Annotated in this window: 24 protein-coding genes and 1 pseudogene; 11 read left to right on the top strand and 14 right to left on the bottom strand. The window is 68.8% G+C overall.

Annotated elements, in window-relative coordinates:
- Positions 1–197: 197 nt before the first annotated feature.
- Positions 198–1673, top strand: a pseudogene (locus AC1DZ6_RS03355) (long-chain fatty acid--CoA ligase); the annotation flags it as partial.
- A gap of 9 nt (positions 1674–1682) precedes the next feature.
- Here AC1DZ6_RS03355 and AC1DZ6_RS03350 read toward each other — a convergent pair.
- The 5 genes from AC1DZ6_RS03350 to AC1DZ6_RS03330 all read right to left on the bottom strand — a co-directional run bounded on the left by AC1DZ6_RS03350 (position 1683) and on the right by AC1DZ6_RS03330 (position 5808).
- A complete protein-coding gene (locus AC1DZ6_RS03350) occupies positions 1683–3788 on the bottom strand; it encodes a catalase (protein ID WP_477095778.1) in 2106 nt (701 codons plus the stop codon).
- Positions 3789–3876: 88 nt separating this feature from the next.
- On the bottom strand, positions 3877–4356 hold the full coding sequence (locus AC1DZ6_RS03345) for a GNAT family N-acetyltransferase (protein WP_477095777.1): 480 nt from the start codon (positions 4354–4356) through the stop codon (positions 3877–3879).
- Positions 4353–4751, bottom strand: a complete 399-nt coding sequence (locus tag AC1DZ6_RS03340; protein WP_477095776.1) for an SRPBCC family protein — start codon at positions 4749–4751, stop codon at positions 4353–4355. Before AC1DZ6_RS03340 ends, AC1DZ6_RS03345 begins: the two co-directional genes overlap by 4 nt.
- A gap of 9 nt (positions 4752–4760) precedes the next feature.
- Positions 4761–5393 carry a lysoplasmalogenase gene (locus AC1DZ6_RS03335; RefSeq protein WP_477095775.1) on the bottom strand — a complete coding sequence of 211 codons (633 nt, stop codon included), beginning with the start codon at positions 5391–5393 and terminating at the stop codon, positions 4761–4763.
- Positions 5386–5808, bottom strand: coding sequence for a YkvA family protein (locus AC1DZ6_RS03330; RefSeq protein ID WP_477095774.1), 423 nt, complete (start codon positions 5806–5808; stop codon positions 5386–5388). Before AC1DZ6_RS03330 ends, AC1DZ6_RS03335 begins: the two co-directional genes overlap by 8 nt.
- 54 nt (positions 5809–5862) lie before the next feature.
- Here AC1DZ6_RS03330 and AC1DZ6_RS03325 point away from each other — a divergent pair, with 54 nt between their 5' ends.
- A complete protein-coding gene (locus AC1DZ6_RS03325; protein ID WP_477095773.1) occupies positions 5863–6645 on the top strand; it encodes an SDR family NAD(P)-dependent oxidoreductase in 783 nt (260 codons plus the stop codon).
- A gap of 124 nt (positions 6646–6769) precedes the next feature.
- On the opposite strand, the gene AC1DZ6_RS03320 is transcribed toward AC1DZ6_RS03325, so the two are convergent.
- From AC1DZ6_RS03320 to AC1DZ6_RS03310, 3 genes are all read right to left on the bottom strand, one after another.
- The gene (locus tag AC1DZ6_RS03320) at positions 6770–7384 is read right to left on the bottom strand and encodes a CC0125/CC1285 family lipoprotein (RefSeq protein ID WP_477095772.1); all 615 of its coding nucleotides are present in this window, start codon (positions 7382–7384) and stop codon (positions 6770–6772) included.
- A 112-nt stretch (positions 7385–7496) separates the two neighbouring features.
- Entirely contained in the window at positions 7497–8132 is a 636-nt protein-coding gene (locus AC1DZ6_RS03315) for a LysE family translocator (RefSeq protein WP_477095771.1), read from the bottom strand.
- 45 nt (positions 8133–8177) lie between these two features.
- Positions 8178–8582, bottom strand: a complete 405-nt coding sequence (locus AC1DZ6_RS03310; RefSeq protein ID WP_477095770.1) for an MAPEG family protein — start codon at positions 8580–8582, stop codon at positions 8178–8180.
- A gap of 168 nt (positions 8583–8750) precedes the next feature.
- On the opposite strand from AC1DZ6_RS03310, the gene AC1DZ6_RS03305 reads away from it, so the two are divergent.
- The 3 genes from AC1DZ6_RS03305 to AC1DZ6_RS03295 all read left to right on the top strand — a co-directional run bounded on the left by AC1DZ6_RS03305 (position 8751) and on the right by AC1DZ6_RS03295 (position 11314).
- Positions 8751–8951, top strand: a complete 201-nt coding sequence (locus AC1DZ6_RS03305; protein ID WP_477095769.1) for a KTSC domain-containing protein — start codon at positions 8751–8753, stop codon at positions 8949–8951.
- A gap of 63 nt (positions 8952–9014) precedes the next feature.
- Positions 9015–10331, top strand: a complete 1317-nt coding sequence (locus tag AC1DZ6_RS03300) for a PQQ-dependent sugar dehydrogenase (RefSeq protein WP_477095768.1) — start codon at positions 9015–9017, stop codon at positions 10329–10331.
- Positions 10332–10366: 35 nt separating this feature from the next.
- Entirely contained in the window at positions 10367–11314 is a 948-nt protein-coding gene (locus AC1DZ6_RS03295; protein WP_477095767.1) for a cation diffusion facilitator family transporter, read from the top strand.
- Here AC1DZ6_RS03295 and AC1DZ6_RS03290 read toward each other — a convergent pair.
- Together AC1DZ6_RS03290 and mtgA are read right to left on the bottom strand one after the other, a co-directional pair.
- Positions 11311–11856 (bottom strand): GNAT family N-acetyltransferase, encoded by a 546-nt coding sequence (locus tag AC1DZ6_RS03290; protein ID WP_477095766.1) that lies wholly within the window; start codon positions 11854–11856, stop codon positions 11311–11313. The two genes, AC1DZ6_RS03295 and AC1DZ6_RS03290, sit on opposite strands and share 4 nt — an antisense overlap.
- A gap of 80 nt (positions 11857–11936) precedes the next feature.
- Positions 11937–12614, bottom strand: a complete 678-nt coding sequence (gene mtgA / locus AC1DZ6_RS03285; RefSeq protein ID WP_477095765.1) for a monofunctional biosynthetic peptidoglycan transglycosylase — start codon at positions 12612–12614, stop codon at positions 11937–11939.
- Positions 12615–12719: 105 nt separating this feature from the next.
- Between mtgA and AC1DZ6_RS03280 the strand changes: the two genes are divergently transcribed.
- The 3 genes from AC1DZ6_RS03280 to AC1DZ6_RS03270 all read left to right on the top strand — a co-directional run bounded on the left by AC1DZ6_RS03280 (position 12720) and on the right by AC1DZ6_RS03270 (position 14186).
- Positions 12720–13397: a nitroreductase gene (locus AC1DZ6_RS03280; RefSeq protein ID WP_477095764.1), complete on the top strand. Its 678-nt coding sequence runs from the start codon at positions 12720–12722 to the stop codon at positions 13395–13397.
- Between the two features lie 61 nt (positions 13398–13458).
- Positions 13459–13956, top strand: a complete 498-nt coding sequence (locus AC1DZ6_RS03275; protein ID WP_477095763.1) for a hypothetical protein — start codon at positions 13459–13461, stop codon at positions 13954–13956.
- The gene (locus AC1DZ6_RS03270) at positions 13953–14186 is read left to right on the top strand and encodes a helix-turn-helix domain-containing protein (RefSeq protein WP_477095762.1); all 234 of its coding nucleotides are present in this window, start codon (positions 13953–13955) and stop codon (positions 14184–14186) included. Before AC1DZ6_RS03275 ends, AC1DZ6_RS03270 begins: the two co-directional genes overlap by 4 nt.
- Here the strand turns inward: AC1DZ6_RS03270 and AC1DZ6_RS03265 are convergent.
- The 3 genes from AC1DZ6_RS03265 to AC1DZ6_RS03255 all read right to left on the bottom strand — a co-directional run bounded on the left by AC1DZ6_RS03265 (position 14183) and on the right by AC1DZ6_RS03255 (position 17371).
- On the bottom strand, positions 14183–15025 hold the full coding sequence (locus AC1DZ6_RS03265) for a DUF4198 domain-containing protein (RefSeq protein ID WP_477095761.1): 843 nt from the start codon (positions 15023–15025) through the stop codon (positions 14183–14185). The genes AC1DZ6_RS03270 and AC1DZ6_RS03265 overlap by 4 nt on opposite strands.
- A 2-nt stretch (positions 15026–15027) precedes the next feature.
- Positions 15028–16260: a DUF4331 family protein gene (locus AC1DZ6_RS03260; RefSeq protein ID WP_477095760.1), complete on the bottom strand. Its 1233-nt coding sequence runs from the start codon at positions 16258–16260 to the stop codon at positions 15028–15030.
- A gap of 88 nt (positions 16261–16348) precedes the next feature.
- A complete protein-coding gene (locus tag AC1DZ6_RS03255; protein WP_477095759.1) occupies positions 16349–17371 on the bottom strand; it encodes a glycosylasparaginase in 1023 nt (340 codons plus the stop codon).
- 58 nt (positions 17372–17429) lie between these two features.
- On the opposite strand from AC1DZ6_RS03255, the gene AC1DZ6_RS03250 reads away from it, so the two are divergent.
- Positions 17430–18173 carry a copper homeostasis protein CutC gene (locus AC1DZ6_RS03250; RefSeq protein WP_477095779.1) on the top strand — a complete coding sequence of 248 codons (744 nt, stop codon included), beginning with the start codon at positions 17430–17432 and terminating at the stop codon, positions 18171–18173.
- 3 nt (positions 18174–18176) lie between these two features.
- On the opposite strand, the gene AC1DZ6_RS03245 is transcribed toward AC1DZ6_RS03250, so the two are convergent.
- On the bottom strand, positions 18177–19199 hold the full coding sequence (locus AC1DZ6_RS03245; protein WP_477095758.1) for a WD40 repeat domain-containing protein: 1023 nt from the start codon (positions 19197–19199) through the stop codon (positions 18177–18179).
- Positions 19200–19422: 223 nt separating this feature from the next.
- Between AC1DZ6_RS03245 and AC1DZ6_RS03240 the strand changes: the two genes are divergently transcribed.
- Together AC1DZ6_RS03240 and AC1DZ6_RS03235 are read left to right on the top strand one after the other, a co-directional pair.
- Positions 19423–19872 (top strand): biopolymer transporter ExbD, encoded by a 450-nt coding sequence (locus AC1DZ6_RS03240; RefSeq protein ID WP_477095757.1) that lies wholly within the window; start codon positions 19423–19425, stop codon positions 19870–19872.
- A gap of 151 nt (positions 19873–20023) precedes the next feature.
- Positions 20024–20464, top strand: a complete 441-nt coding sequence (locus AC1DZ6_RS03235; RefSeq protein WP_477095756.1) for an ExbD/TolR family protein — start codon at positions 20024–20026, stop codon at positions 20462–20464.
- Positions 20465–20540: the final 76 nt, after the last annotated feature.

The raw sequence follows: 20540 nt of genomic DNA, 5'->3' as shown, positions 1-20540 counted from the left end.
CTCCGCGTCCGGTCGCCAGCCCCGCGCGGCCGTCTTCGTCTCGCGCCCCGGCCTTCCACGGCAACGCGGCGGTCGCCGTCGATACCTGGGAAGAGTTCTAATTCGTTCACCATTTGGTGAGTGAGGCGGATTTAGCCGCTCCCAATCGCCCGCATCCGTCCTAAGCTCCTCCCAAAATCACAAGGGAGGGAGCGCCCGTGATCCTGGGCCTGATGCAGACGACGCCGCTGCTGGTGAGCGGCATCCTGCGCTACGCCGCCGCGGCCCATGGCGCGCGCGAAGTGGTCTCCCGGCTGATCGAAGAGCCGGTCTGGCGCTACGACTATGCCGGCCTGGCCCGTCGCACGGCCCAGGCGGCCCACGCCCTGGCGCGGCTGGGCGTGCGATCCGGCGACCGGGTCACCTCGCTGGCCTGGAACACCCACCGGCACCTGGAGCTGTTCTACGCCGTGCCCGGTCTGGGCGCGGTGCTGCACACCGCCAATCCCCGGCTGTCGGACGAGCAGATCGTCTTCACGATCAACCACGCGGCCAGCGGCGTGCTGCTGTTCGACCGCAATTTCGCCGAGCTGGTCGCCCGCCTGGCGCCGCGCCTGACCACGGTGAAGACCTTCATCATGCTGTCGGACGCCGAGCGGACCCATGACGCCGGGGTCGGGGCGACGTCGTACGAAACGCTGATCGCCGCCGAGGCCGAAACGATCGACTGGCCGACGCTGGACGAGAACGCCGGGGCCTTCCTCTGCTACACCTCGGGCACGACGGGCGATCCCAAGGGCGTGCTCTATTCGCATCGCGCCGTGGTGCTGCACGCCATGGCCGGCGGCATGGCCAGCGCCTTCGGCCTGACCGCCTTCGACGTGGTGATGCCGTGCTCCAGCCTCTATCACGCCACCGCCTGGGGCCTGCCGTTCACCGCCCCGATCTGCGGCTCCAAGCTGGTCCTGCCCGCCGACAAGATGGATGGGGCGTCGCTGCACGAGCTGATCCAGGGCGAGGGCGTGACCTTCACCGGCGGGGTTCCGACCATCTGGACGATGTACCTGGCCTGGCTGGAGCAGACGGGCCAGCGGCCCGACAGCCTAAGGCGAGTCGTCATCGGCGGCAGCGCCGTACCCCGCGCCATGGCCGAGACCTTCAAGACGAAGTACGGCGTCGACGTGCTGCAGATCTGGGGCATGACCGAGACCTGCCCGCTGGGCGTGATCGCCACCCCGACCCCGTCCCTGGCCGCCCTGGGCGAGGACGCCATGAACGACGCCATCTGGACCCGCCAGGGCCGGCTGCAGTTCGGCATCGAGCTTCGAGTCGAGACCGAGGACGGGCAAGAGGCTCCGCGCGACGGCGAGACCTCGGGCGCCTTGAAGGTGCGCGGCCCCTGGGTGGTGCGCCGCTACTACCGCCAGGACGAGGACGCCGCCCAGGACGACGGCTGGTTCGACACCGGCGACATCGCCACCCTGGACGAACACGGCTTCATGCGGATCACCGACCGCCAGAAGGACGTCATCAAGTCCGGCGGCGAGTGGATCAGCTCGATCGACCTGGAGAACATCGCCGTCGGCTGTCCGGGCGTGAAGATCGCCGCCGTGGTCGGCGTCCCGCATCCGAAGTGGGAGGAGCGGCCGCTGCTGGTGATAGAGACGCACGAGGGGGCGACGGTCGGGAAGGCGCCGCTACCCCTAAGCCAGCGTCCGCACTTTCGGCTCGCGGTCCCAGAACCGCTTGGCCGCCGCCGCGATGAAGTCCGCGCCGAGACCCACCACGCCTTCGTCCGGCTCGACGCCCGCCTTGTCCAGCAGCGGCTTGGCCGCGTCCGTCGCGCCGATGGCCTTCAGGTGGCCGAAGGCGTCCATCACGAACTGGACGGCGGCGGCCTCCTTGAGCAGGGCCGCGCAACCGGTGTCGGACAAGACGACGGCGATGGCGTCCACCGTCACCGACGGCGTCCCGGCCAGCTGGCCGTCGGCCGGGATCAGCGTCCCGTCCGCGCCCTTGGCCCCGCCGATCTTGGGCGCGATGACCTTGGGCACGGCGCCGGCCTTCTTGATCGCCGCCTTCAGCTTGTCGACCGCCGCACCGTCGGAACCGTCGGCGATCAGGATGCCGATCACGTGACCCTTGATGTCGGTCGGGGCGCGCGGTCCGTTGACGATGCGCAGGGCCGGCGACAAGTCCAAGTCCTGCACCGGAACCGCCGGCTTCGAGGCCTTGGGCACGGGCATGTTCAGCCCGGCGCCGACCCGCTTGGCCAGGTCCGGATCGACATTGACCAGGTTGGACATCATCCGCGTCCGCACCGCCTCGATGCCGACCTTGGACAACTCGAAGACGATGGCCGAGGCCAGGTGGGCCTGTTCGTGCGGGTCCAGCGAGCGGAAGAACAGCCGCGCCTGGCTGTAGTGGTCGGCGAAGCTCTCGGGGCGGATCCGCAGCTTGTCGCCCTGCTCATTCGCGCCGTCCGCCGTCTGGAAGGTGGTGAAGCCGGTCATCGGACATTCGCGCGGTCCGCCGATTTCGCCGGCGGTTTCGGTCAGGCTGTTAGGCTCGTAGTTGGCCCGCCCCTTGGGGATGGCCATCTGCATCTGCCCATCGCGCTGGAAGTTCATCACCGGGCACTTGGGGGCGTTGATCGGGATCTGGTGGAAGTTGGCTGTGCCCAGCCGGCTCTTCTGGGTGTCCAGATAAGAGAACAGCCGCCCCTGCAGCAGCGGATCGTTGGTGAAGTCGACGCCCGGCACGATGTTGGCCGGGCAGAAGGCCACCTGCTCGGTCTCGGCGAAAAAGTTGTCGGGCCAGCGGTCCAGCACCATCCGGCCGACGATGCGCACCGGCAGCACCTCTTCCGGGATGATCTTGGTCGGGTCGAGCACGTCGAAGGGCAGGCTGTCGGCGAAGGCCTGGTCGAAGGTCTGCAGGCCCAGCTCCCATTCGGGGAAGTCGCCGCGCTGGATGGCCTCGAACAGGTCGCGGCGCTGGAAGTCCGGATCGGCGCCGGCCAGCTTGACCGCCTCGTCCCACAGCGTCGAGGCGACGCCCTGCTTGGGCTTCCAGTGGAACTTGACGAAGGTCGACTTGCCGGCCGCGTTGACCAGTCGGAAGGTGTGGACGCCGAAGCCCTCGATGGTCCGCAAGGACCGCGGAATGGTCCGGTCGCTCATCGCCCACATGATCATGTGGGTGCTCTCCGGCATCAGGCTGATGAAGTCCCAGAAGGTGTCATGGGCGCTGGCCGCCTGCGGATAGCCGCGGTCGGCCTCCATCTTCACCGAATGGATCAGGTCGGGGAACTTGATGGCGTCCTGGATGAAGAACACCGGGATGTTGTTGCCCACCAAGTCCCAGTTGCCTTCCTGGGTGTAGAACTTCACCGCGAAACCGCGCACGTCGCGCGGGGTGTCGACGCTGCCCGCCCCGCCGGCCACGGTCGAGAACCGGGTGAACAGCGGGGTCTTCTCGCCGGCCCGCTGGAACAGGTCGGCCTTGGTCAGATCCGACAGCGATTCATAGAGCTCGAAGAAGCCATGGGCGGCCGAGCCCCGGGCATGGACGATCCGCTCGGGGATCCGCTCGTGGTCGAAGTGGAAGATCTTTTCGCGAAGGACGAAGTCCTCCAGCAGCACCGGACCGCGCTCACCGCTCTTCAGCTGGTTCTGGTTGTCGGAAACCCGGATGCCCTGGTTGGTGGTCAGGTGGCCTTCGGGGTTGTGAGGACCCTTTTCCGGTACATGCTGATGGGTCTCGCCGCCGTTGCCGGTATCGGTCTTGAAGTCGTCTTGATCAGCCATGTCCGCCACTCCTGATGCGCCCGAGGTGACGGCCAAACCGGCTCGAGAGCCGATACGTTCCAATGTCGGAAAGTCGAAGGAACGCGGCCTAGGACAATCCCAGCCGCCAGGTCTCGGAGACCAGCCCGTCGCCGAAGCCGTCATAGGGCCAGCTGTGCTCCAGCTTGAAGCCCGCGCGTTCGTAGAGGCGGCGGGCGGGCAGCAGGTTGCTCTGGGTCCAAAGCACCACTTCCCGGTAGCCGGCCAGGCGGGCGAAGCTGACGCACTCGGCCACCAGCGTGTCGCCCACGCCCAGTCCGCGCGCCGAGGGTTCGACCAGCAGCAGGCGCAGGCGGCCCACCGTGTCGCTTTCGCGGGCCAGCAGGATCGAACCGACCGGCCGCCCCTCATGCTCGGCGATCCAGCACGCCTCGCGCGCCGGGTCGAAGCCCTTGATGAACTCGGCCACCACGCCGGCCACCAGCCCCTCGAACCGGGCGTCCCAGCCTTCTTCCTCGGCATAAAGAACGCCGTGCCGCTGGACGATCCAGCCGTAGTCGCCGGGCCGGGGTCCGCGCAGGGTGATCATCGCTCCAGCAGCGCCTTTAGCTTGGCCAGGTCGGCGGCGACCATTCCCTGGTCGCGTTCGAAGGTCGCATCGTCCATGCCCGGCGCCCGGAACAGCGTCAGAGTGACTTCGGCCCCGTCGCCGTTGGCCACGACCCGCAGGGGAATGCCGATCTCGGTCCCGTCCGGGAGGGTCACCCAGTGGTCGAGCACGCCATAGGCGTTCTCCGGCGAGAACCGCACGTGGACGTCGCCATCCGGGCCGTGGGCGATCCAGCGGTCGCCGTCGAGCGTAAGGCCCGCGCCAAGGCCGGCGGCCCATTTGGGAAAGCTCTCGGGCCTGTGGGCGAAGGCGTAGACCTCGGCCGCCGGGCGGGCGATCGACACGGTGATCGGGCGGGCCTCGAACAGGGTCATGGCGGCTCCCTAACGCAGCATCTCCCAGGCGATCATCGCCTGGCCGCCGAAATAGAGGAACCACACCGCCCAGGCCGTCAATCGCGGCGAACCGGCCAGCTTGACGCCCTTGAACAGGTCGAAGGCCAGGACGGCGTCGGAGGTCATGAAGGCCAGGGCCCCGATCGTGGCCGGCCAGCGCAGGCGCGGCAGCAACAGACTGGCCGTGACCATGGCGACGATGGCCAGGACATAGACGACCACGGCCGGCTTCAACGCCCCCAGCGACCGCCAGAGCAGGACCAGCATCGTCGCGCCCGCCAGGGCGATCAGCGGTGCGACGGCCCAGAACGCCGGGCCGACCGGTCCTCGCTCGCGCCAGAACAGCAGCGCGTAGACCACATGGCCCGCCAGGAAGGCGGCCAGGCCGTACGGCAGCCACCGTTTGGGATCGCCGGCCAGGAAGGCGTCGCCGACCGCGCACAGGGCCAGGGCGATCGCCAGCCAGGGCCCGCCGCCCTCCAGATAGGCCAGTACGGCCAGCGCCCCGACGGCCGTCGTCTTGACCAGGGCCCGGAGAAAGGACGGCGGTCGCTGGACCAGCACCAGGCCGTACAGCGCCGCGCAGATCCCCGCCGCGCCCCACAGCCGGACGTCAGTCATCGGCGCCCAGCTTGGCGAGGAAGGTCTTGGCCTCATCCTTGTGGCGCGGCTTGAGATTGCGGCCGATGAGGGCGATGACGGCGGCGATCACGGCCGCGTCGTCGGTCAGGCCGATGGCCGGCAGGATGTCGGGGATGGCGTCGGTCGGCAGCACGAAATAGGCCAGGGCGGCGAACATCATGCCCTTGGCGGCGGTGGGGGTGGTCGGATCCTTGGCGCACCACCACAGCGACAGGGCGTCGGCCGCGAACGGGGCCTTGGACGCCACCTTTCGGATCTTCGGCCAGAAGCCGCGTGTCACGCGCTGCTCGTTGACCCGCACCGTGGCCGGCACGAGCGCCTTCTTCGGATCCAGCACGTCGTCGGGCTTAAAGCCCGGATTGACGTCGGGGGATGGTTTGGCGTCGGCGCTCATCGGGTTAAACCGCTCCTCAAGGTTCAATTAAACGCAAGCCGCGAGGAAACGTCCATGAAACTCGATAGCAATATCGCCGCCGTCGTCACCGGGGGCGCTTCGGGCCTCGGCGAAGCCACCGCCCGCGCCCTGGCCGCCCAGGGCGTCAAGGTCGCGCTCTTCGACATGAACGAGGCCAAGGGCGAAGCGGTCGCCAAGGAAATCGGCGGCGTCTTCTGCAAGGTCAACGTCACCTCGGACGCCGATGTCGACGCCGGCTTCGAGAAGGCCCGCGCCGCTCATGGCCAGGAGCGGATCCTGGTCAACTGCGCCGGCACCGGCAACGCCATCAAGACCGCCAGCCGCGACAAGGCCACCGGCGAGGCCAAGCACTTCCCGCTCGACGCCTTCAACATGATCATCCAGATCAACCTGGTCGGCACATTCCGCTGCATCGCCAAGTCGGCCAAGGGCATGCTGGACCTGGAGCCGCTGGAAGACGGCGAGCGCGGCGCGATCGTCAACACCGCCAGCGTGGCGGGCGAGGACGGCCAGGTCGGCCAGGCCGCCTACTCGGCCAGCAAGGGCGGCGTCATCGGCATGACCCTGCCGATCGCCCGCGACCTGATGAACGACGGCATTCGCGTCAACACCATCCTGCCGGGCATCTTCAACACCCCGCTGATGAACGGCGCGCCGGAAAACGTGAAGGCCGCCCTGGCCGCCTCGGTGCCGTTCCCCAAGCGCCTGGGCAACCCCGAGGAATACGCCCAACTGGCCCTGACGATGATCACCTGCGGCTACTTCAACGGCGAGGACGTACGTCTGGACGGCGGCATCCGCATGGCGCCGCGATAAGCTCAGCGGCCTCCCCTCCCCTATGGGGAGGGGGACCAGCGAAGCTGGGTGGGGCCCGCTGACTCAGCAAGCCCCCACCCGACCCCTTCGGGCCTCCCTCCCCACGAGGGGGAGGGAAAAGCCCTTATTGGCCGGCCGAGGCGACTGGACGCAGGATCGACGGACCCAGGTTGTTGATGATCTCGCGAGCGTCGTAGGCGCGCGGATCTCCAGCCGGCTTGGGACCCTTGTGCAGCAGGATCTCGGCGCTGGCCTGGAACTTTTCGATCGTGCGGATCTCGGCGGAGCCGCCGAAGAACGGGTCGCCCCACGGACCCCAGCCGCCGTAGCCGCCGTAATAGCCGCGCCAGGCCGGACGCCAGTAGCCGTACGGATAGCCGCCGTAGCCATAGCCGTAACCGCCCCAGCCGGGGCCATAGTTGTCGATCACGGCGCGAGCCGTGCGGTCGGTGCGACGATCGGCGGTCTCGAACCAGTCGTAGCCCGCCTGCACGGTGACCTCGGCGGCGCGGTACAGCAGGTAGCGCTCGACGGTTTCGCGCGAGGTCACGCTGTTGCCGGCGAAATTAACTTGATAGCGGTCGCTCTCCAGCCGTCGGTCGGAGAATCCGCCGGCGGCTTTCTGACCGGCGACGTTCGGCTGGTAGGGGGTGGCGGTGGCGCAGGCCGTCAGGAGGGCGGCGAGCGCCAAGGCAGCGACCAGGCCGGCCCTACCGGCGATGGTCTTGCGAACAATCATGGCGCATCCCTTCACTAGGAATCTTGGCGAAAAGACTCGTTTCGTCCCGTCAGTGTAAATGCATGGCGCAGCTTTGTGGTTTCGCCAAGGCCATTGCGTTTCAACCTTGTGATCAGCCGCGCGAGACGATCAGCCCGGCGGCGGTGATCAGCAGCACCCCGACGACGATCGCGAAGCCCTTGCGAAAGCCCGGTTCGTTCATCCGCGAGGCCAGCGCGGCCCCGCCCAGGCCGTAGCTGCTCATGCTGATCAGGTCCATGCCGATGGTCGCGGCGGCGAACATCACCAACTGAGGGGCCAGCGGTCGATCGACGTCGATGAACGGCGGCAGGACTGCGGTGAAGAACAGCAGGATCTTGGGGTTGGCGATCTGCACGGCGAAGCCGTCGCGGAACGCTGAACGGCTCATGCGGAACGAGCGATGGCTTTCGCCCTCGCCGCCCTTGTCCCGGAGTCCCGAGCGGATCGACTTGAACCCCAGCCAGACCAGATAGGCCGCGCCGGCCAGGGCCAGCAGATGGAAGGCCTTGGGAAAGGCGATGATCAGCGCGCCCAGACCAAGGGCCGAACAGGCGAACCACACCAGGGTAGCGACGTTCATGCCGGCCACGCCCAGCAAGGCCGCGCCCTTGCCCTTCTGCATGCCCGTGGCGATGGCGAACAGATTGGCCGGTCCCGGCGTGATGGCCATGACGAACATGGTCACCAGGAAGGCGCTGTAACGGGCGGGATCGACGGGCAGGGTCATGGCCCTGCCCTATAGCCAAGCCTCGCCCGCCCGACCAGTCGGGGCCTAGGCCCCGACCGCGACCAGGATCCAGATGACCCGTCCCAGGGCGCCGAACAACAGGATCGCCGTCGCCAGGGCCTGGATGATGAAGCCGGCCTCGCGCTTGCCCGGATCGGCCACGTAGCCCAGGGCATAGATGATCCGTCCGACGATCCAGATCACGCCCAGGATCGTGGCGACCAGATCGCTCCAATAGATCGCGAACAGCCACAGCGACGGCAGAAACAGCGGCAGCCATTCCAGGGTGTTGGCCTGGACCCGGATATGGCGTTCCAGGACCGGGTCGCCTGTCATGGTTGGGGCATGGATGCCGGCCGTCCTTCGCGCCCCGCCGATCCTGGCGATCATCCAGACATAGACGAGCAGAGCGGCGATCGTGACGATGGCGACCCAGGAATGCGGTTGCATGTGGCGTTTCTCCCCGGCTCCCTTGAGCGGGAGCTGTCCGGATCGGGACTAGACCCCAGTTCGCGGCGATTTGCATCCTAATGAGGCGCCCGGAAAACCCCGGGGAACCGCTCCGCGCCACCGCGCGCTTTTCTCGTCAGAACGATCCCCATGCGGAGGCTTTCAGCCATGCGTGTCGACTCCACGGCGATCCGCCAAATCGACTACGAGCCCGAGCACGGCAAGCTGTTCGTGACGTTCCACGATGGTGACGAATACGTCTATGTGGGCGTGCCGCCGCGGGTGACCGAAGCCTTCGAGCGCGCCCCGTCCAAGGGTCGGTTCTTCCAGCGGGTGATCCGCGACCGATATCCCTATAATCGGGTCTGACGCCCTTCCCTTTCGCCGCGACGCAACGCTAGATCGCAACCACTGAGCGGTGGGGGCGACGAGATGATGCGGGCGAGGATCGCCGTTGTTCTGGGCCTGGCCCTGGGTCTGGCCGCGCCGGCCGCCCAGGCCGCGCCGCGCGTGAGCTACAAGATCGCGGGAACCTGCGACGGCTGGCCCCGCCTGGCGATCGACGCCGAGAAGGGCGTGTGCGCCGGCCTGGTCGTGGGTCCCGCCCCCGGCGCTTTCGCCGGCCGCCAACTTCGCTTGCCCCGCAACCTGGTCCAGCTGGACGAGCGGACCTGGCTGGTCGCCGACCTCGCCGACTGGACCCGGCCGCGCGGCGTGATCTGGAGCCTGACCGCCGTCCCAGGCCAGCCGGTCCAACTGCAACCGTTGCTCACGGGCCTGTCCCTGCCGCACGGCCTGGCGATCGGTCCCGACGGCTTGGCCTATGTCGGCGAGATGAGCCGGATTTTCCGCTTCGACCCGCGCGCCGCCGATCCCGCCGCCACGGTGCAGGATGTGATCACCGGCCTGCCCGACAACAGGCTGCACGACAATCGCCACCCGCTGTCGCAGTTCGTCTTCGCCCCTGACGGCGCCCTGCTGGTCAATGTCGGCGCGCCGTCGGACCAGTGCCTTGACGCCAAGGGCGCGCGGGTCGGGACCGACCGTTGCGACCAGTCGGAGGGCGAGGAGGCCACGGCCGGGATCCGCCGTTACGCCCGCCTCGCGCCGGGGCGCTGGGACACCCGATTCACGATGCTGGCGCGCGGCCTGCGCAACTCGGTGGCTTTGACGGTGCATCCGTCGGGCACGATCMTGCAGGCCGAGAACAGCTACGATTTCGACGACCGCTGGACCCCGTTCGAGGAGATCAACCGCATCGAGCCCGGCCGCCACTATGGCTGGCCCTACTGCCAGGACATGGCGACGCCGACGCCGGGCTGGGCCGGGACCATGGACTGCGCCTCCAGCGCCCATGCCCCGCCCGTGGCCCTGCTGCCGCCCCACGTCGCCCCCTTGTCCATGACCTGGTACCAAGGCGCGATGTTCCCCGGACTCAGGGGCAAGCTGCTGATGAGCTGGCACGGCTATCGCTCGACCGGCGGTCGGCTGGTCGCCTTCGAGGTCGACGCCAAGGGCGTTCCCATCACCCGCGCCAAGGCGACCTTCCCGACCTATCCCAGCGGTTCGCGGCCGTTCGGCGCCGGCCCCGCCGCCCAGGCGCAGGTGCTGACGCCGGGCTGGGGCCGGGTCGAGGGCGTGCGGCCTCAAGGGACGCCGGTCGGGGTCGCCGTCGCGGCCGACGGCGCCATCTGGGTCGCCGACGACAAGAACGGCGGCGTCATTCGCTTCGCCGTCGACCGGCCCTGACGGAACGGCGGCCTCTCCCGTCGCGTTCGGCCCGCATGGCCGCGACAGGTTCCCACAACAGCTCGACCACCGTCGTCTACGCGGCCCTGGCCGGCAACCTGGCCATCGCGGTCACGAAGTTCATCGCCTTCGCCCTGACCGGCTCGTCGGCCATGCTGACCGAGGCGATCCACTCCAGCGTCGACACCGGCAACCAGGGCCTGTTGCTGCTGGGTCTGTCCCGAGCCCGGAAGCCGCCCAGCGAAACCCATCCGTTCGGCTACGGCATGGAGGTCTATTTCTGGGCCTTCGTGGTGGCCCTGCTGATCTTCGCCCTGGGCGGTGCCTTCTCGATCTACGAGGGCGTGCTCAAGATCCTTCGGCCCGAGCCGATCCAGCGGGCCTGGATCAATTTCCTGGTCATCGGCCTGGCCGTGCTGTTCGAGGGCGGCTCGTTCCTGGTGGCCTGGAAGGAGTTCAGCGTGCTGCGCAAGGGCGCGCCCTTCCTGCAGGCCATCCGCCGCAGCAAGGATCCGTCGATCTTCGCGGTGCTGCTGGAGGACGGCGCGGCCCTGGCCGGCCTGGCGATCGCGGCGCTGGGCGTGGCGGGCTCGGCCCTGTTCGGGATCGCCTGGGCCGACGGGGCCGCCTCTGTGGCGATCGGCGTGCTGCTGGTGCTGGTGGCGATCTTCCTGGCCAACGAGACCCGCAGCCTGCTGACCGGCGAGTCGGCCTCGCCCCGCATCGTCGAGGCGGTGCGCGAAATGCTGGCCGCCGATCCGCGCATCGACACCGTGGCCGAGGTGCTGAGCATGCACCTGGGACCGCAGGAGATCCTGCTGGGCGTGACGCTGGACTTCTGCGACGACCTGACGGCGGTCGACATCGAGACGGCCGGCGACGACTTCGCGGTGCGGATCCGAGAGATCGATTCGAGGATCACCCGGGTGTTCGTGCGCTCGGGCCGGGCCCGGGCGGCCTATGCGCGGCCGTTGACGCCCTAGACGCCCCGCCGCGCCTTCCACTCGTCCGCCGTCTGGCCCCACAGCTGGATCGGCACGTCCTGATAGGGCTCCGGCAGGCGGCCGATCTCCAGGAAGCGCGAGCCGATCCGCTCGGCCACCTTGATCGACGGCGTATTGGCCGGGTCGATGCAGTGGACGATCCGCGTCCAGCCCAGCTCATCCACCGCGAAATCCATGGCCGCCGTCGTCGCCTCGACCGCATAGCCCTGGCCGTGGGCGCGCGGATGCAGGCTCCAGCCCACCTCGGTCCCGGGCCAGCCTTCGGGACGCCACGGGCCGATGCGGCCGACCCACAGGCCGGTGTCCTTCTCGATCAGCGAGAACATGCCAAAGCCGTTCAGCGCCCACGAGCCCGCCATGCTGGCCATGGCCCGCCAGCTCTCGGCCCGGGTCTGCAGGCCGCCGATATAGCGGGAGGCCTCGGCGTCGGCCATCAGCTCGGCCCAGCCGTCGAGATCCTCGGCGGCGGTGGGGCGCAGGATCAGGCGGGCCGTTTCCAGGGTGGGTCCGGGCGCGATCATGGCGTGTTCTCCTTTTCCCCTATCCCTAGCTTGTCATCCCGGATCTTCGCTTCGCTGCGTCCGGGATGACAGCTGAAAGACTAGGCCACGCAGGCGGCGAGCCCTTCGCGGCGCACCGCGCCCGAGGCCTTGCCGATCCGGCTGGAGCGTTTCTTGACGTAGCGGCCCGGATTGACCGCCTTCCACTTCAGCGGGCTGGGCAGGATCGCCGCCAGCCGGGCCGACTGCTGCGGCGTCAGCTGGTCGGCCCCGACCTTGAAATAGGTCCGCGACGCGGCTTCCGCGCCATAGATCCCAGGGCCGTACTCGATGGAGTTCAGATAGACCTCCATGATCCGCTTCTTGCCCCACAGGGTCTCGATCAGCACCGTGAAATAGGCCTCCAGCCCCTTGCGGACATAGGAGCGGCCCGGCCACAGGAAGACGTTCTTGGCGGTCTGCTGGCTGATGGTGGAGCCGCCGCGGATCTTCTTGCCCTTGCCGTTGTTCTCATAGGCCTTCTGCAGGGCCTCGAAGTCGAAGCCGTGGTGGTCGCAGAACCGGGCGTCCTCGGCGGCGATCAAGGCGCGCGGCAGGGCCGGCGAGACCTGGCCGATCGGCCGCCAGTGATGGTTCCAGCCCTTGCCCTCGGCCAGGCGGATGACCATCAGCGGCGTCGCCGGCGGCGGCACGAAGCGATAGACGATCACCGTCAGCACCGGCCCGGCCACCAGCACGATGAACAGGGCGACCAGGATGTTACGCACCAGGACCTTCACGGATCGCCCTCTACCTTCGCCCTTGCCTTGACGTTGMGGCTGGATGCTAGCCAAGCCGTCACCATCTGTCGCGGACATAGCCGCGCATCGGTTAGTGAGGCCTTGATGACCCAATACCGAACCGTCTCCGAGGCCGTCCAGCGGCGGATGTCCGTGCGGGCCTTCAAGCCCGACCCCGTGCCCGGCGCCGTGGTGCGTGAGCTGCTCGAGGCCGCCGCCCGCGCGCCGTCGGGCGGGAACCTCCAGCCCTGGGTGGTGCACGCCCTGGCCGGCGAACCGCTGACGGAGTTCAAGGCCCTGGTCGCCTCGCGGCTGATGGACCGCGACGAGCCGGAATACCACGTCTATCCGCCCAGCCTGTGGGAGCCGCTGCGCACCCGCCGCTACCAGGTCGGCGAGGACCTCTATGGGGCGCTGAACATCCCGCGCGAGGACAAGCTGGGTCGCCTGCAGCAGTTTGCCCAGAACGCCGAGTTCTTCGGCGCGCCGGTCGCCCTGTTCTTCTCGGTCCACCGCGACTGCGGCCCGCCGCAGTGGTCGGATATCGGCATGTACATGCAGACCCTGATGCTGCTCGCCGTCGAGCGGGGTCTCGACACGTGCGCCCAGGAGTTCTGGTCGGTGTACGGCAAGCTGGTGGCCACCTTCATCGACTTGCCCGCCGACCACATGCTGTTCTGCGGCATGGCCCTGGGCTACCGCGACGAGACGGCGCCGGTGAACACCTGGCGGTCAAGGCGCGAGCCGTTCGAGGAATGGGGCGTGATGCGGGGGTTTGACTGATCAGCTCCATAACCTCCGAGGTTATTGCCACCGTGACCCCGTCCCGCCGATAGCGGGACGCATGAACGAGCTCACCGTCGCCCTGCTCTTGGAAACCCCGACGGTCGGCGTCCGCGACGTGGCCTGCGACGGCGCCTGCCGTCATCGCAGCCCCAGCGAGTGCGCGGCCGCGACACACCTCGTCTTCCCCTATCGCGGCGCCTATGTCCGCCATGTCGGGCGCCAGGACGCCGTGGCCGAGGCCAACCAGGTGTCGTTCTTCAACCGCGACCAGGACTACGCGATCAGCCATCCGGTCGGCGGCGGCGACGCCTGCCTATCGGTGTCGATCGACGACGACCTGCTGAGGGAGCTCTCTCCCACCGAACAGCTGGAGGACGGCGGCCTGGCAGTGTTTCGGCGACCGACGCGGGGCCTGGATCCCCAAGCCCAGGCCATGGTCGCCCAGCTGAGGCACGGCCTGGCGCGCGGCGCGTTCGAGCCGTTGCAGGCCGAGACCCGGACCCTGGGTTTGGTCCGCCGCGCCCTGGGCGACCCGGGGTCTCGCCCGTCTACTTGACCCAGGTCTTCGCCCAGGCCGAGGGCGTGCCGCTCTATCGTTACCAGCTGCGGCTGCGCCTGGCCCGCGCCCTGGACCTGCTGGCCGACTATGACGACCTGACCCAATTGGCCCTCGATCTCGGCTTCTCCAGCCACAGCCATTTCACGGCGGCGTTCCGCAAGCTGTACGGCCAAACCCCGGTCGACTTCCAGCACGCCACGCGCCTGCGTCCGGCCCGCCGCGCCTAGTCCGGAAAGCCGAAGCTCAGGCTGGAGAACACGGTCTCGAAGTCGACGCCTTCGTCGGTCAGGGGCTTGGTCCAGACGACATCCATCATCCAGGCTCCCCCGGTCGGCATGGCGAAGCCGGCCCGGCCGTCGCCGCCGGTGCGGTGCTGCTCCAGCGGCACGGAGTCGTGGGCCAGGTCGGTGAGCTTGACCAGCGCGCCCGCCAGGGGCCGGCCCTCGTAGAGCACGCGCACCGGCAAGGCCGCCGGACGCGGCGAGGCGTAGGGACTGACCTCGGGCACGATCTCCAGGGTCAGGCCGACGGGCCGGGTGACGGCGTCCTGCGCGCCGCCGCCGTCGCCGACCTGGACCAGGGCCTTGGTCTGGCGGCTGTAGCGCTCGGAAGCGTCGATGGCCTGCAGCCCCTTCGCGGCGCGGGTCTCCAAGGCCGGGGTCAGGCCCTCTTCCCGCGCATAGGCGTTGAACTTGGCCGCCGACTGGTGGCTCTGGGCGTTGGCGTCGCTGCGCAGGGTGACGACATAGGCGCCGGGCCGCGCGAAGCTCAGGGCGCCGTCGGCGGCCGAACCGCCTAGGCTCAGGGTCGGGCGCAGGTCCAGAGCCTCGCCGCCCGAGGTCGTGGCGTCGAACCGCAGCACGCGGCGCGAGGGCAACTGAGAACGCTGGCGCTCGGTCCCCGTCCCCACCTGCAGAGTCATGGGCGTGGCCGCATCGACCGGCAGCCAGAAGCGCTCGGGCTGGATCCAGAACTCGTGGGCCGCGGCGACGTGCGGTCCGCAGGCCAAAGCCAGGGCGCCGGCGGCCAGCAGGGCGCGGCGAAGGGAGGTCTTGAACCGGGCCAAGGTCAGGGCTCCTTGTGCGAGTGATAGACCGGGCCGTCGGGCGCAGCGAGGAACGGGAACGCGGTGTCCGAATGGAGGTGGTCGTCATGGTCGACGCCGTCGTCGACGCCCGTCAGGCCGCCGGTGACCAGCAGCGAGCGGTAAACGTCCACGGCGTCGTAGTTCGGCGTCCGCCCGCCGCAGTCGCCGACCAGGTCGTGGCGACCGGTCAGGGCGACCAGCTCCACCGCGAACAGGGTCGTGCAGCGGGCGGCGGCGCTGTCGATCCACAGGCGGTCGTCGGCCAGCAGGATCGCCAGGTTCAGGTAGCGCGAGGCGCCCGCCGGGCGGTCGGCGATCATCGCGTTGCCGCAATCGCCGTCGAAGGCGTCGTAGAGGCCCAGGGTCTTCTCGATCTCGGGGATGAAGGCGTCCGAGGTCGCCGGCGTGGCGTGGTTGTAGGCCTCCTTCAGGGCGTCGCTGACGGCGTCGGGCTCCAGCGTGGCCAGCAGGGCGTTGCCGGTCAGCGGTCGGCCCATGCGGTCGATGCGCCCCTTGGGTCCCACGGTCTCGCCCCAGACCGCCAGCAGCTTGCCGCCCCGAGACACCGCCGGCAGGTCGATCGAGATCACCAGCGAGGCCGGGGTCCAGCCCGCCAGCAGGTTCTGGGCCGGTCCGCCGCGCGTGTGGCGCCAGCGGTCTAGAATGCCCGCCGAGGTCGCCTTGTCGAAGGCCGGGCAGCCGGCTTCGTCCAACGGCGCGCCGGCCTTCAGCGCGGCGGCGGCGAAGTCATAGGCCTCGCGCGTGCCCTTGACGTTGTTGAAGAAGGGATCGTCCCGCAGGCCGGCGAAGACCCGGAAGCCGTGACGGCGCGAGACCAGGCCCTCCGGACGGCTGGCGTCGCCCTGGACCTCGTCTCCGCCGGCTTGACAGCGGATCTCCGAACCGGCGAACCGGCACGAAATCGTGGTCGTCGCGGTCGTCTTGCCCAGGCGCGCGCCGCTGTCGACGTGGAAGACATAGGCCAGGTCCTTGGAGAACCCGTGGCCGACGATCGCCATCACCAGGTTCAGCTTGCGCTTGTCCGGCGAGGTCCAGGCGAAGATGTCGCCGATGTCGGCCCGGGGATCGGCGATGACGCTGGACGTGTCGAGATGGTCGGACGCCCGCGCGGGGCCGGCGGCGGCCAGCAGCAGGGCCGCCGTGCTCGCGAGGCCGACCGCCAGCGCGCGGCGGATATTGGGGGTCGAGGTCATGGACGGCTCCTGAAGATTGGAGCCAGAGAAGGCCTCGGCAGGGCCGTCGTTCGCTGTCGAAATCTTTAGCGATCTGAGCGGGCGTGCTTCAGTAGAAACTCTCGCCCGTCAACAACCGATCCTGCCGAGCCCCATCGCACAGCGCGTAGCTGAACCCCTTCTGGATCGACCACGCCCCGGCCTCGCCCGACTTGCTGAGCGCCAGGAACCCGACCTGGATGTCCTTGGCCTGCGGCTTCTTCTTCAGGATCCGCGCGACAGCCTCCTTGCAGGCGTCCTGCGGCGAGCAGCCCTGGCGCATCAGCTCCACGACCAGGAAGCTGCCGACGTTACGGATCACCTCCTCGCCGACGCCAGTCGATGTGGCGCCGCCGACGTCGTTGTCGACATAGAGCCCCGCCCCGACGATGGGTGAGTCACCGACCCGACCCCGCAGCTTCCAGGCCATTCCGCTGGTGGTGCAGGCGCCGGACAGGTTTCCCTGAGCGTCCAGGGCCAGCATGCCGATGGTGTCGTGGTTGCCCTTGCCGCCGGGCGTCCCGAGCCGGCCGGACGTCTTGCCGTAGTCGCCGACCTCGCTGTTGGCCTTGGGCGCGTACTTGGCGTCCTTCTTCCAGGCCTCCCAGGCGGCGCGGGATTCCGGCGTCAGCAGCTCTTCTCGCGGGAAGCCCTGCTCCTGGGCGAACTGCAGGGCGCCGGCCCCGACCAGCAGGACGTGCGGGGTCTTCTCCATCACCGCCCGGGCCACCGAGATCGGATGGGCGATGTGCTCCAGGGCGGCGACCGCGCCGCAATTGCCCTGCTCATCCATGATGGAGGCGTCCAGCGAGACGTGGCCGTCGCGGTCGGGATAGCCGGCCCGGCCGACGCTGTGGTTCTTCAGGTCCTGTTCGGGGACGCGAGCCCCGGCCTCGACCGCGTCCAACGCCCGGCCGCCCTTGGACAGGATCGCCCAGGCCGCCTGGTTGGCCGGCACGCCGAAGTCCCAGGTGGAGATCACGCAGGGCCGGGTCAGCTGGACGCCGGTTCCGGCGGCGGCGGAGGCCGCTCCGGCCCCCATCAGGGCGGGTCCAGCCAGCGACGCGCCGATTAGGCCTCTGCGATTCAGCATGGGTGTGCTCCAAGAACGCCGTTTCGAAATCCCTAGCATGACCCTCGGAGTGGCCAAGATGTCCGACCGCGTGATCCTGGAAGTCTGTGTCGATACGCCCGCCGGACTGGCGGCGGCGATCAAGGGTGGCGCGGATCGCATCGAGCTGTGCTCGGCCCTGGCCCTGCAGGGCCTCACCCCGGCGCCCGGGCTGATGGCCATCGCGGCCGAGGCGGCGATCCCGATCTATCCGATGATCCGGCCGCGCAACGGCGACTTCGTCTATGACTCAGGCGACCTGGACGCCATCTTCCGCGACATCGACGCGACGCGCGAGGCGGGGCTGGCCGGGGTGGTGATCGGCGCCAACGCGTCGTCGGGCGAGCTGGACGTCGAGGCGCTGGCCATGCTGGTCGCCCACGCCGAAGGCCTGGGCGTGACCCTGCACCGGGCCTTCGACCTGACGCCCGACCCGTTCGCGGCGCTGGAGACGGCGATCGACCTGGGCTTCGAGCGTATCCTGACCTCGGGCTGCGCCCTCAACGCCATGGCCGGGGCGGAGACGATCGCGGCGCTGGTCGAGCGGGCGGCCGGCCGCATCGCGATCCTGGCCGGCGGCGGGGTCAATCCGGCCAATGTCGCGCAACTGGTGGCGCGGACCGGGGTGAGCGAGGTGCACGGCTCGTGCAGCGCGCCGATGACCTATGGCCTGGGCCAGGGCCACGAGGACCGCGCCTACAAGCTGGGCTTCGTGCAGGACGGGCTGCGGGATACCGACGAGGCCGTGGTGGAAGCGGTGGTGAAGGTGTTGGCGGGGCTCTAACCCCTAGAACCGCGTCTCCAGCGCCGGGATCGCCATCACGCCCGCCTCGCCGTCCTCATCGCCCCAGGCCAGCCGCGCGCCGTCCGCCGAAACCGACACCGCGCTGATCGCCGCGCCCTTCTCGGCCTTCAGGGTCTCGATGCGGCCGGACCGCATGTGGGCGGCCCAGATCTTGCCGTTGTCCTGGCCGGCGATGGCGACCGGCAAGGCGTCGACGCCGGCGACCTGCACCACCATCGAATCGCGCGAGAAGCCGATCTCGGCCGCTTCCTTGCCCATCGGGCCGCTGGCGCCGGCGAACGGCCAGACCACGGCGCCGTTGGCGCCGGCCGTGACCATCAGGTTGCCCTTGTCGAAGAAGGCCAGGCTCTTGATCTTGGACGGATAGCCGCCCATCCGCATGTCCTTGCCGTCGGCCAGGCGCCAGCCGTGCAGCTGATTGTCCTGCATCGCCGAGACCAGGAACTTGCCGTCGGGGCTGAACGCGGCGGCGATGTGGCTGCCGGCCCACTTCATCACCTGCGGCTTCTGGCCTTCGATCTTGGCCCACCACAGCGAGACGCCGCCGTAGCCCGCCGTGGCCAGGCGACGGCCCTTGGGGTCGAAGGCCAGGCCCGACACGGTCTTGTCGTGGGCGAAGACGCGCAGGAACTTCGGATCGGCCGCGTCGCGGACGTGGGCCTCCTTGCCGGCGCTGAAGGCGATCAGGCCGGAGGCGGCGCTGGCGGCCACGTGCTCGATCCAGCGGCCCTTGACCTCGGCCACCAGGGTGGCGGCGACCTCGTCGCCCTCGACCCGGCTCCAGACCACCTTGCCGTCGTCGCCGCCGGTGACGATCCCGCGACCCGAGGGGTGGACGGCGGCGGCCAGCACCGCGCCGTCGTGGGCCTCGACCGTGACGAAACCGTCTTCCCCGTTTTCATGGGGGGATTCGAATCGGACCGTGCCGTCGCCCAGGGCGAAGGCCGCGCGGCCGGCGCGATCGAACAGGGCGGCGGTGACATAGGCGTCGAAGGAATAGATCATCCGCGCGCCATACCGCGCCCCGATGCGGGCGCCTAGTCGCCCAGCACGCGAGCCAGGGTTGAGCAACCCGTCACTTGAACGCCGTTCCGCCAAAAAGACTCACAAAAGGGGTTGCCATTGCGCCGCGTCCTCGGGCTTTACTTCCGCGCCGGTCTGAGCCAGACGTGGCGATCTAACATTTACGGGACCGCGACAGACGCGGCCCTTGGGAGACAGTCAGGCTATGGCGGCTAAACTCTCCGGCGGTGGTGGCGGTCGCTACTCCCTGGGCCAGAACTCCGAAATCAACGTCACGCCCTTCGTCGACATTCTGCTCGTGCTGCTGATCATCTTCATGGTCGCCGTGCCGATGGCGACCGTGGCGATCAAGGTCGACCTTCCGCCGGCGACGATCCCGCCGCCGGACGCGCCGAAGCCGAAAGAGCCGGTGTTCATCTCGATCCAGAAGTCGGGCGCGCTGTACATCGCTGAAAAGCAGACCAGCCTGGACAACCTGCAGTTCGACCTGGAGGCCAAGTTCGTGGCCAACGACCAGGCCGGCCCGAAGGACGACCAGCGCGTCATGGTCCGCGCCGACGCCGACGTGACCTATGCCGACTTCATGGGCGTGCTGAACGCCCTGCAGACCGGCGGCTGGTACAAGGTCGGCCTGATCAACGAAGACATCCACTAGGATCCTTCGACGATCGCGAGAAATCAGGGGCCGGACGCCAGCGTCCGGCCCCTTTTTCGCGCCTGCCGTCCAGGCGCTTTACAAATGTAAGAAAGACGCCAGACTACAACTGTAACTTCTACCGACCCCAGGTTTGAGGAGGAGACAGGTCATGGCGGCTAAACTCGCGGGCGCAGGCGGCGGCGCCTATACGATCAAGCAGAACGCGGACATCAACGTCACGCCGTTCGTCGACATCCTGCTGGTGCTGCTGATCATCTTCATGGTCGCCGTGCCGATGGCGACCACCTCGATCAAGCTCGACATGCCGCCGGCCAAGCAGACCGCGGTCCCGTCCGAACCGCCCGTGCTGATCACCATCCAGAATTCGGGCGCGCTCTATCTGGCCGGGCAGCCCACCAGCCTGGAGGCCTTGCCCCAAGACCTGAGCGCCAGCTTCGCCGCCAACGGCCAGAAGGGTCCGCGCAAGGACCAACGCCTGATGGTCAGCGCCCAGGCCGACGTGCCCTACGAGGCGCTGATGGGCGTGATCGACCGGGTCCACACCGAAGGCTGGACCCAGATCGGGATCGTCAACGAGGAGATTCGGTAGAACGCGAATGCCCGGAACTCAAGTTCCGGGCTTTTTGGTCGTGCGGCGATCACTTGCCCCCTACGGATCGCTTCGC

The organism is Caulobacter sp. P1_B12_2 (assembly GCF_056406675.1).
The sequence above is the reverse complement of the archived record's forward strand: the minus strand, read 5'-3'. Positions and strand labels throughout refer to the sequence as shown.

Excerpts from the sequence above, each read along its gene's own strand:
- AC1DZ6_RS03335 (WP_477095775.1), bottom strand. The coding sequence starts at position 5,393 with ATGACTGACGTCCGGCTGTGGGGCGCGGCGGGGATCTGCGCGGCGCTG.
- AC1DZ6_RS03260 (WP_477095760.1), bottom strand. The coding sequence starts at position 16,260 with ATGACCTCGACCCCCAATATCCGCCGCGCGCTGGCGGTCGGCCTCGCG.
- AC1DZ6_RS03305 (WP_477095769.1), top strand. The coding sequence starts at position 8,751 with ATGCGTGTCGACTCCACGGCGATCCGCCAAATCGACTACGAGCCCGAG.
- AC1DZ6_RS03275 (WP_477095763.1), top strand. The coding sequence starts at position 13,459 with ATGAACGAGCTCACCGTCGCCCTGCTCTTGGAAACCCCGACGGTCGGC.
- AC1DZ6_RS03330 (WP_477095774.1), bottom strand. The coding sequence starts at position 5,808 with ATGAGCGCCGACGCCAAACCATCCCCCGACGTCAATCCGGGCTTTAAG.
- AC1DZ6_RS03295 (WP_477095767.1), top strand. The coding sequence starts at position 10,367 with ATGGCCGCGACAGGTTCCCACAACAGCTCGACCACCGTCGTCTACGCG.
- AC1DZ6_RS03350 (WP_477095778.1), bottom strand. The coding sequence starts at position 3,788 with ATGGCTGATCAAGACGACTTCAAGACCGATACCGGCAACGGCGGCGAG.
- AC1DZ6_RS03245 (WP_477095758.1), bottom strand. The coding sequence starts at position 19,199 with ATGATCTATTCCTTCGACGCCTATGTCACCGCCGCCCTGTTCGATCGC.
- AC1DZ6_RS03325 (WP_477095773.1), top strand. The coding sequence starts at position 5,863 with ATGAAACTCGATAGCAATATCGCCGCCGTCGTCACCGGGGGCGCTTCG.
- AC1DZ6_RS03250 (WP_477095779.1), top strand. The coding sequence starts at position 17,430 with ATGTCCGACCGCGTGATCCTGGAAGTCTGTGTCGATACGCCCGCCGGA.
- AC1DZ6_RS03320 (WP_477095772.1), bottom strand. The coding sequence starts at position 7,384 with ATGATTGTTCGCAAGACCATCGCCGGTAGGGCCGGCCTGGTCGCTGCC.
- AC1DZ6_RS03310 (WP_477095770.1), bottom strand. The coding sequence starts at position 8,582 with ATGCAACCGCATTCCTGGGTCGCCATCGTCACGATCGCCGCTCTGCTC.
- AC1DZ6_RS03290 (WP_477095766.1), bottom strand. The coding sequence starts at position 11,856 with ATGATCGCGCCCGGACCCACCCTGGAAACGGCCCGCCTGATCCTGCGC.
- AC1DZ6_RS03340 (WP_477095776.1), bottom strand. The coding sequence starts at position 4,751 with ATGACCCTGTTCGAGGCCCGCCCGATCACCGTGTCGATCGCCCGCCCG.
- AC1DZ6_RS03315 (WP_477095771.1), bottom strand. The coding sequence starts at position 8,132 with ATGACCCTGCCCGTCGATCCCGCCCGTTACAGCGCCTTCCTGGTGACC.
- AC1DZ6_RS03280 (WP_477095764.1), top strand. The coding sequence starts at position 12,720 with ATGACCCAATACCGAACCGTCTCCGAGGCCGTCCAGCGGCGGATGTCC.
- AC1DZ6_RS03255 (WP_477095759.1), bottom strand. The coding sequence starts at position 17,371 with ATGCTGAATCGCAGAGGCCTAATCGGCGCGTCGCTGGCTGGACCCGCC.
- AC1DZ6_RS03240 (WP_477095757.1), top strand. The coding sequence starts at position 19,423 with ATGGCGGCTAAACTCTCCGGCGGTGGTGGCGGTCGCTACTCCCTGGGC.
- AC1DZ6_RS03235 (WP_477095756.1), top strand. The coding sequence starts at position 20,024 with ATGGCGGCTAAACTCGCGGGCGCAGGCGGCGGCGCCTATACGATCAAG.
- AC1DZ6_RS03345 (WP_477095777.1), bottom strand. The coding sequence starts at position 4,356 with ATGATCACCCTGCGCGGACCCCGGCCCGGCGACTACGGCTGGATCGTC.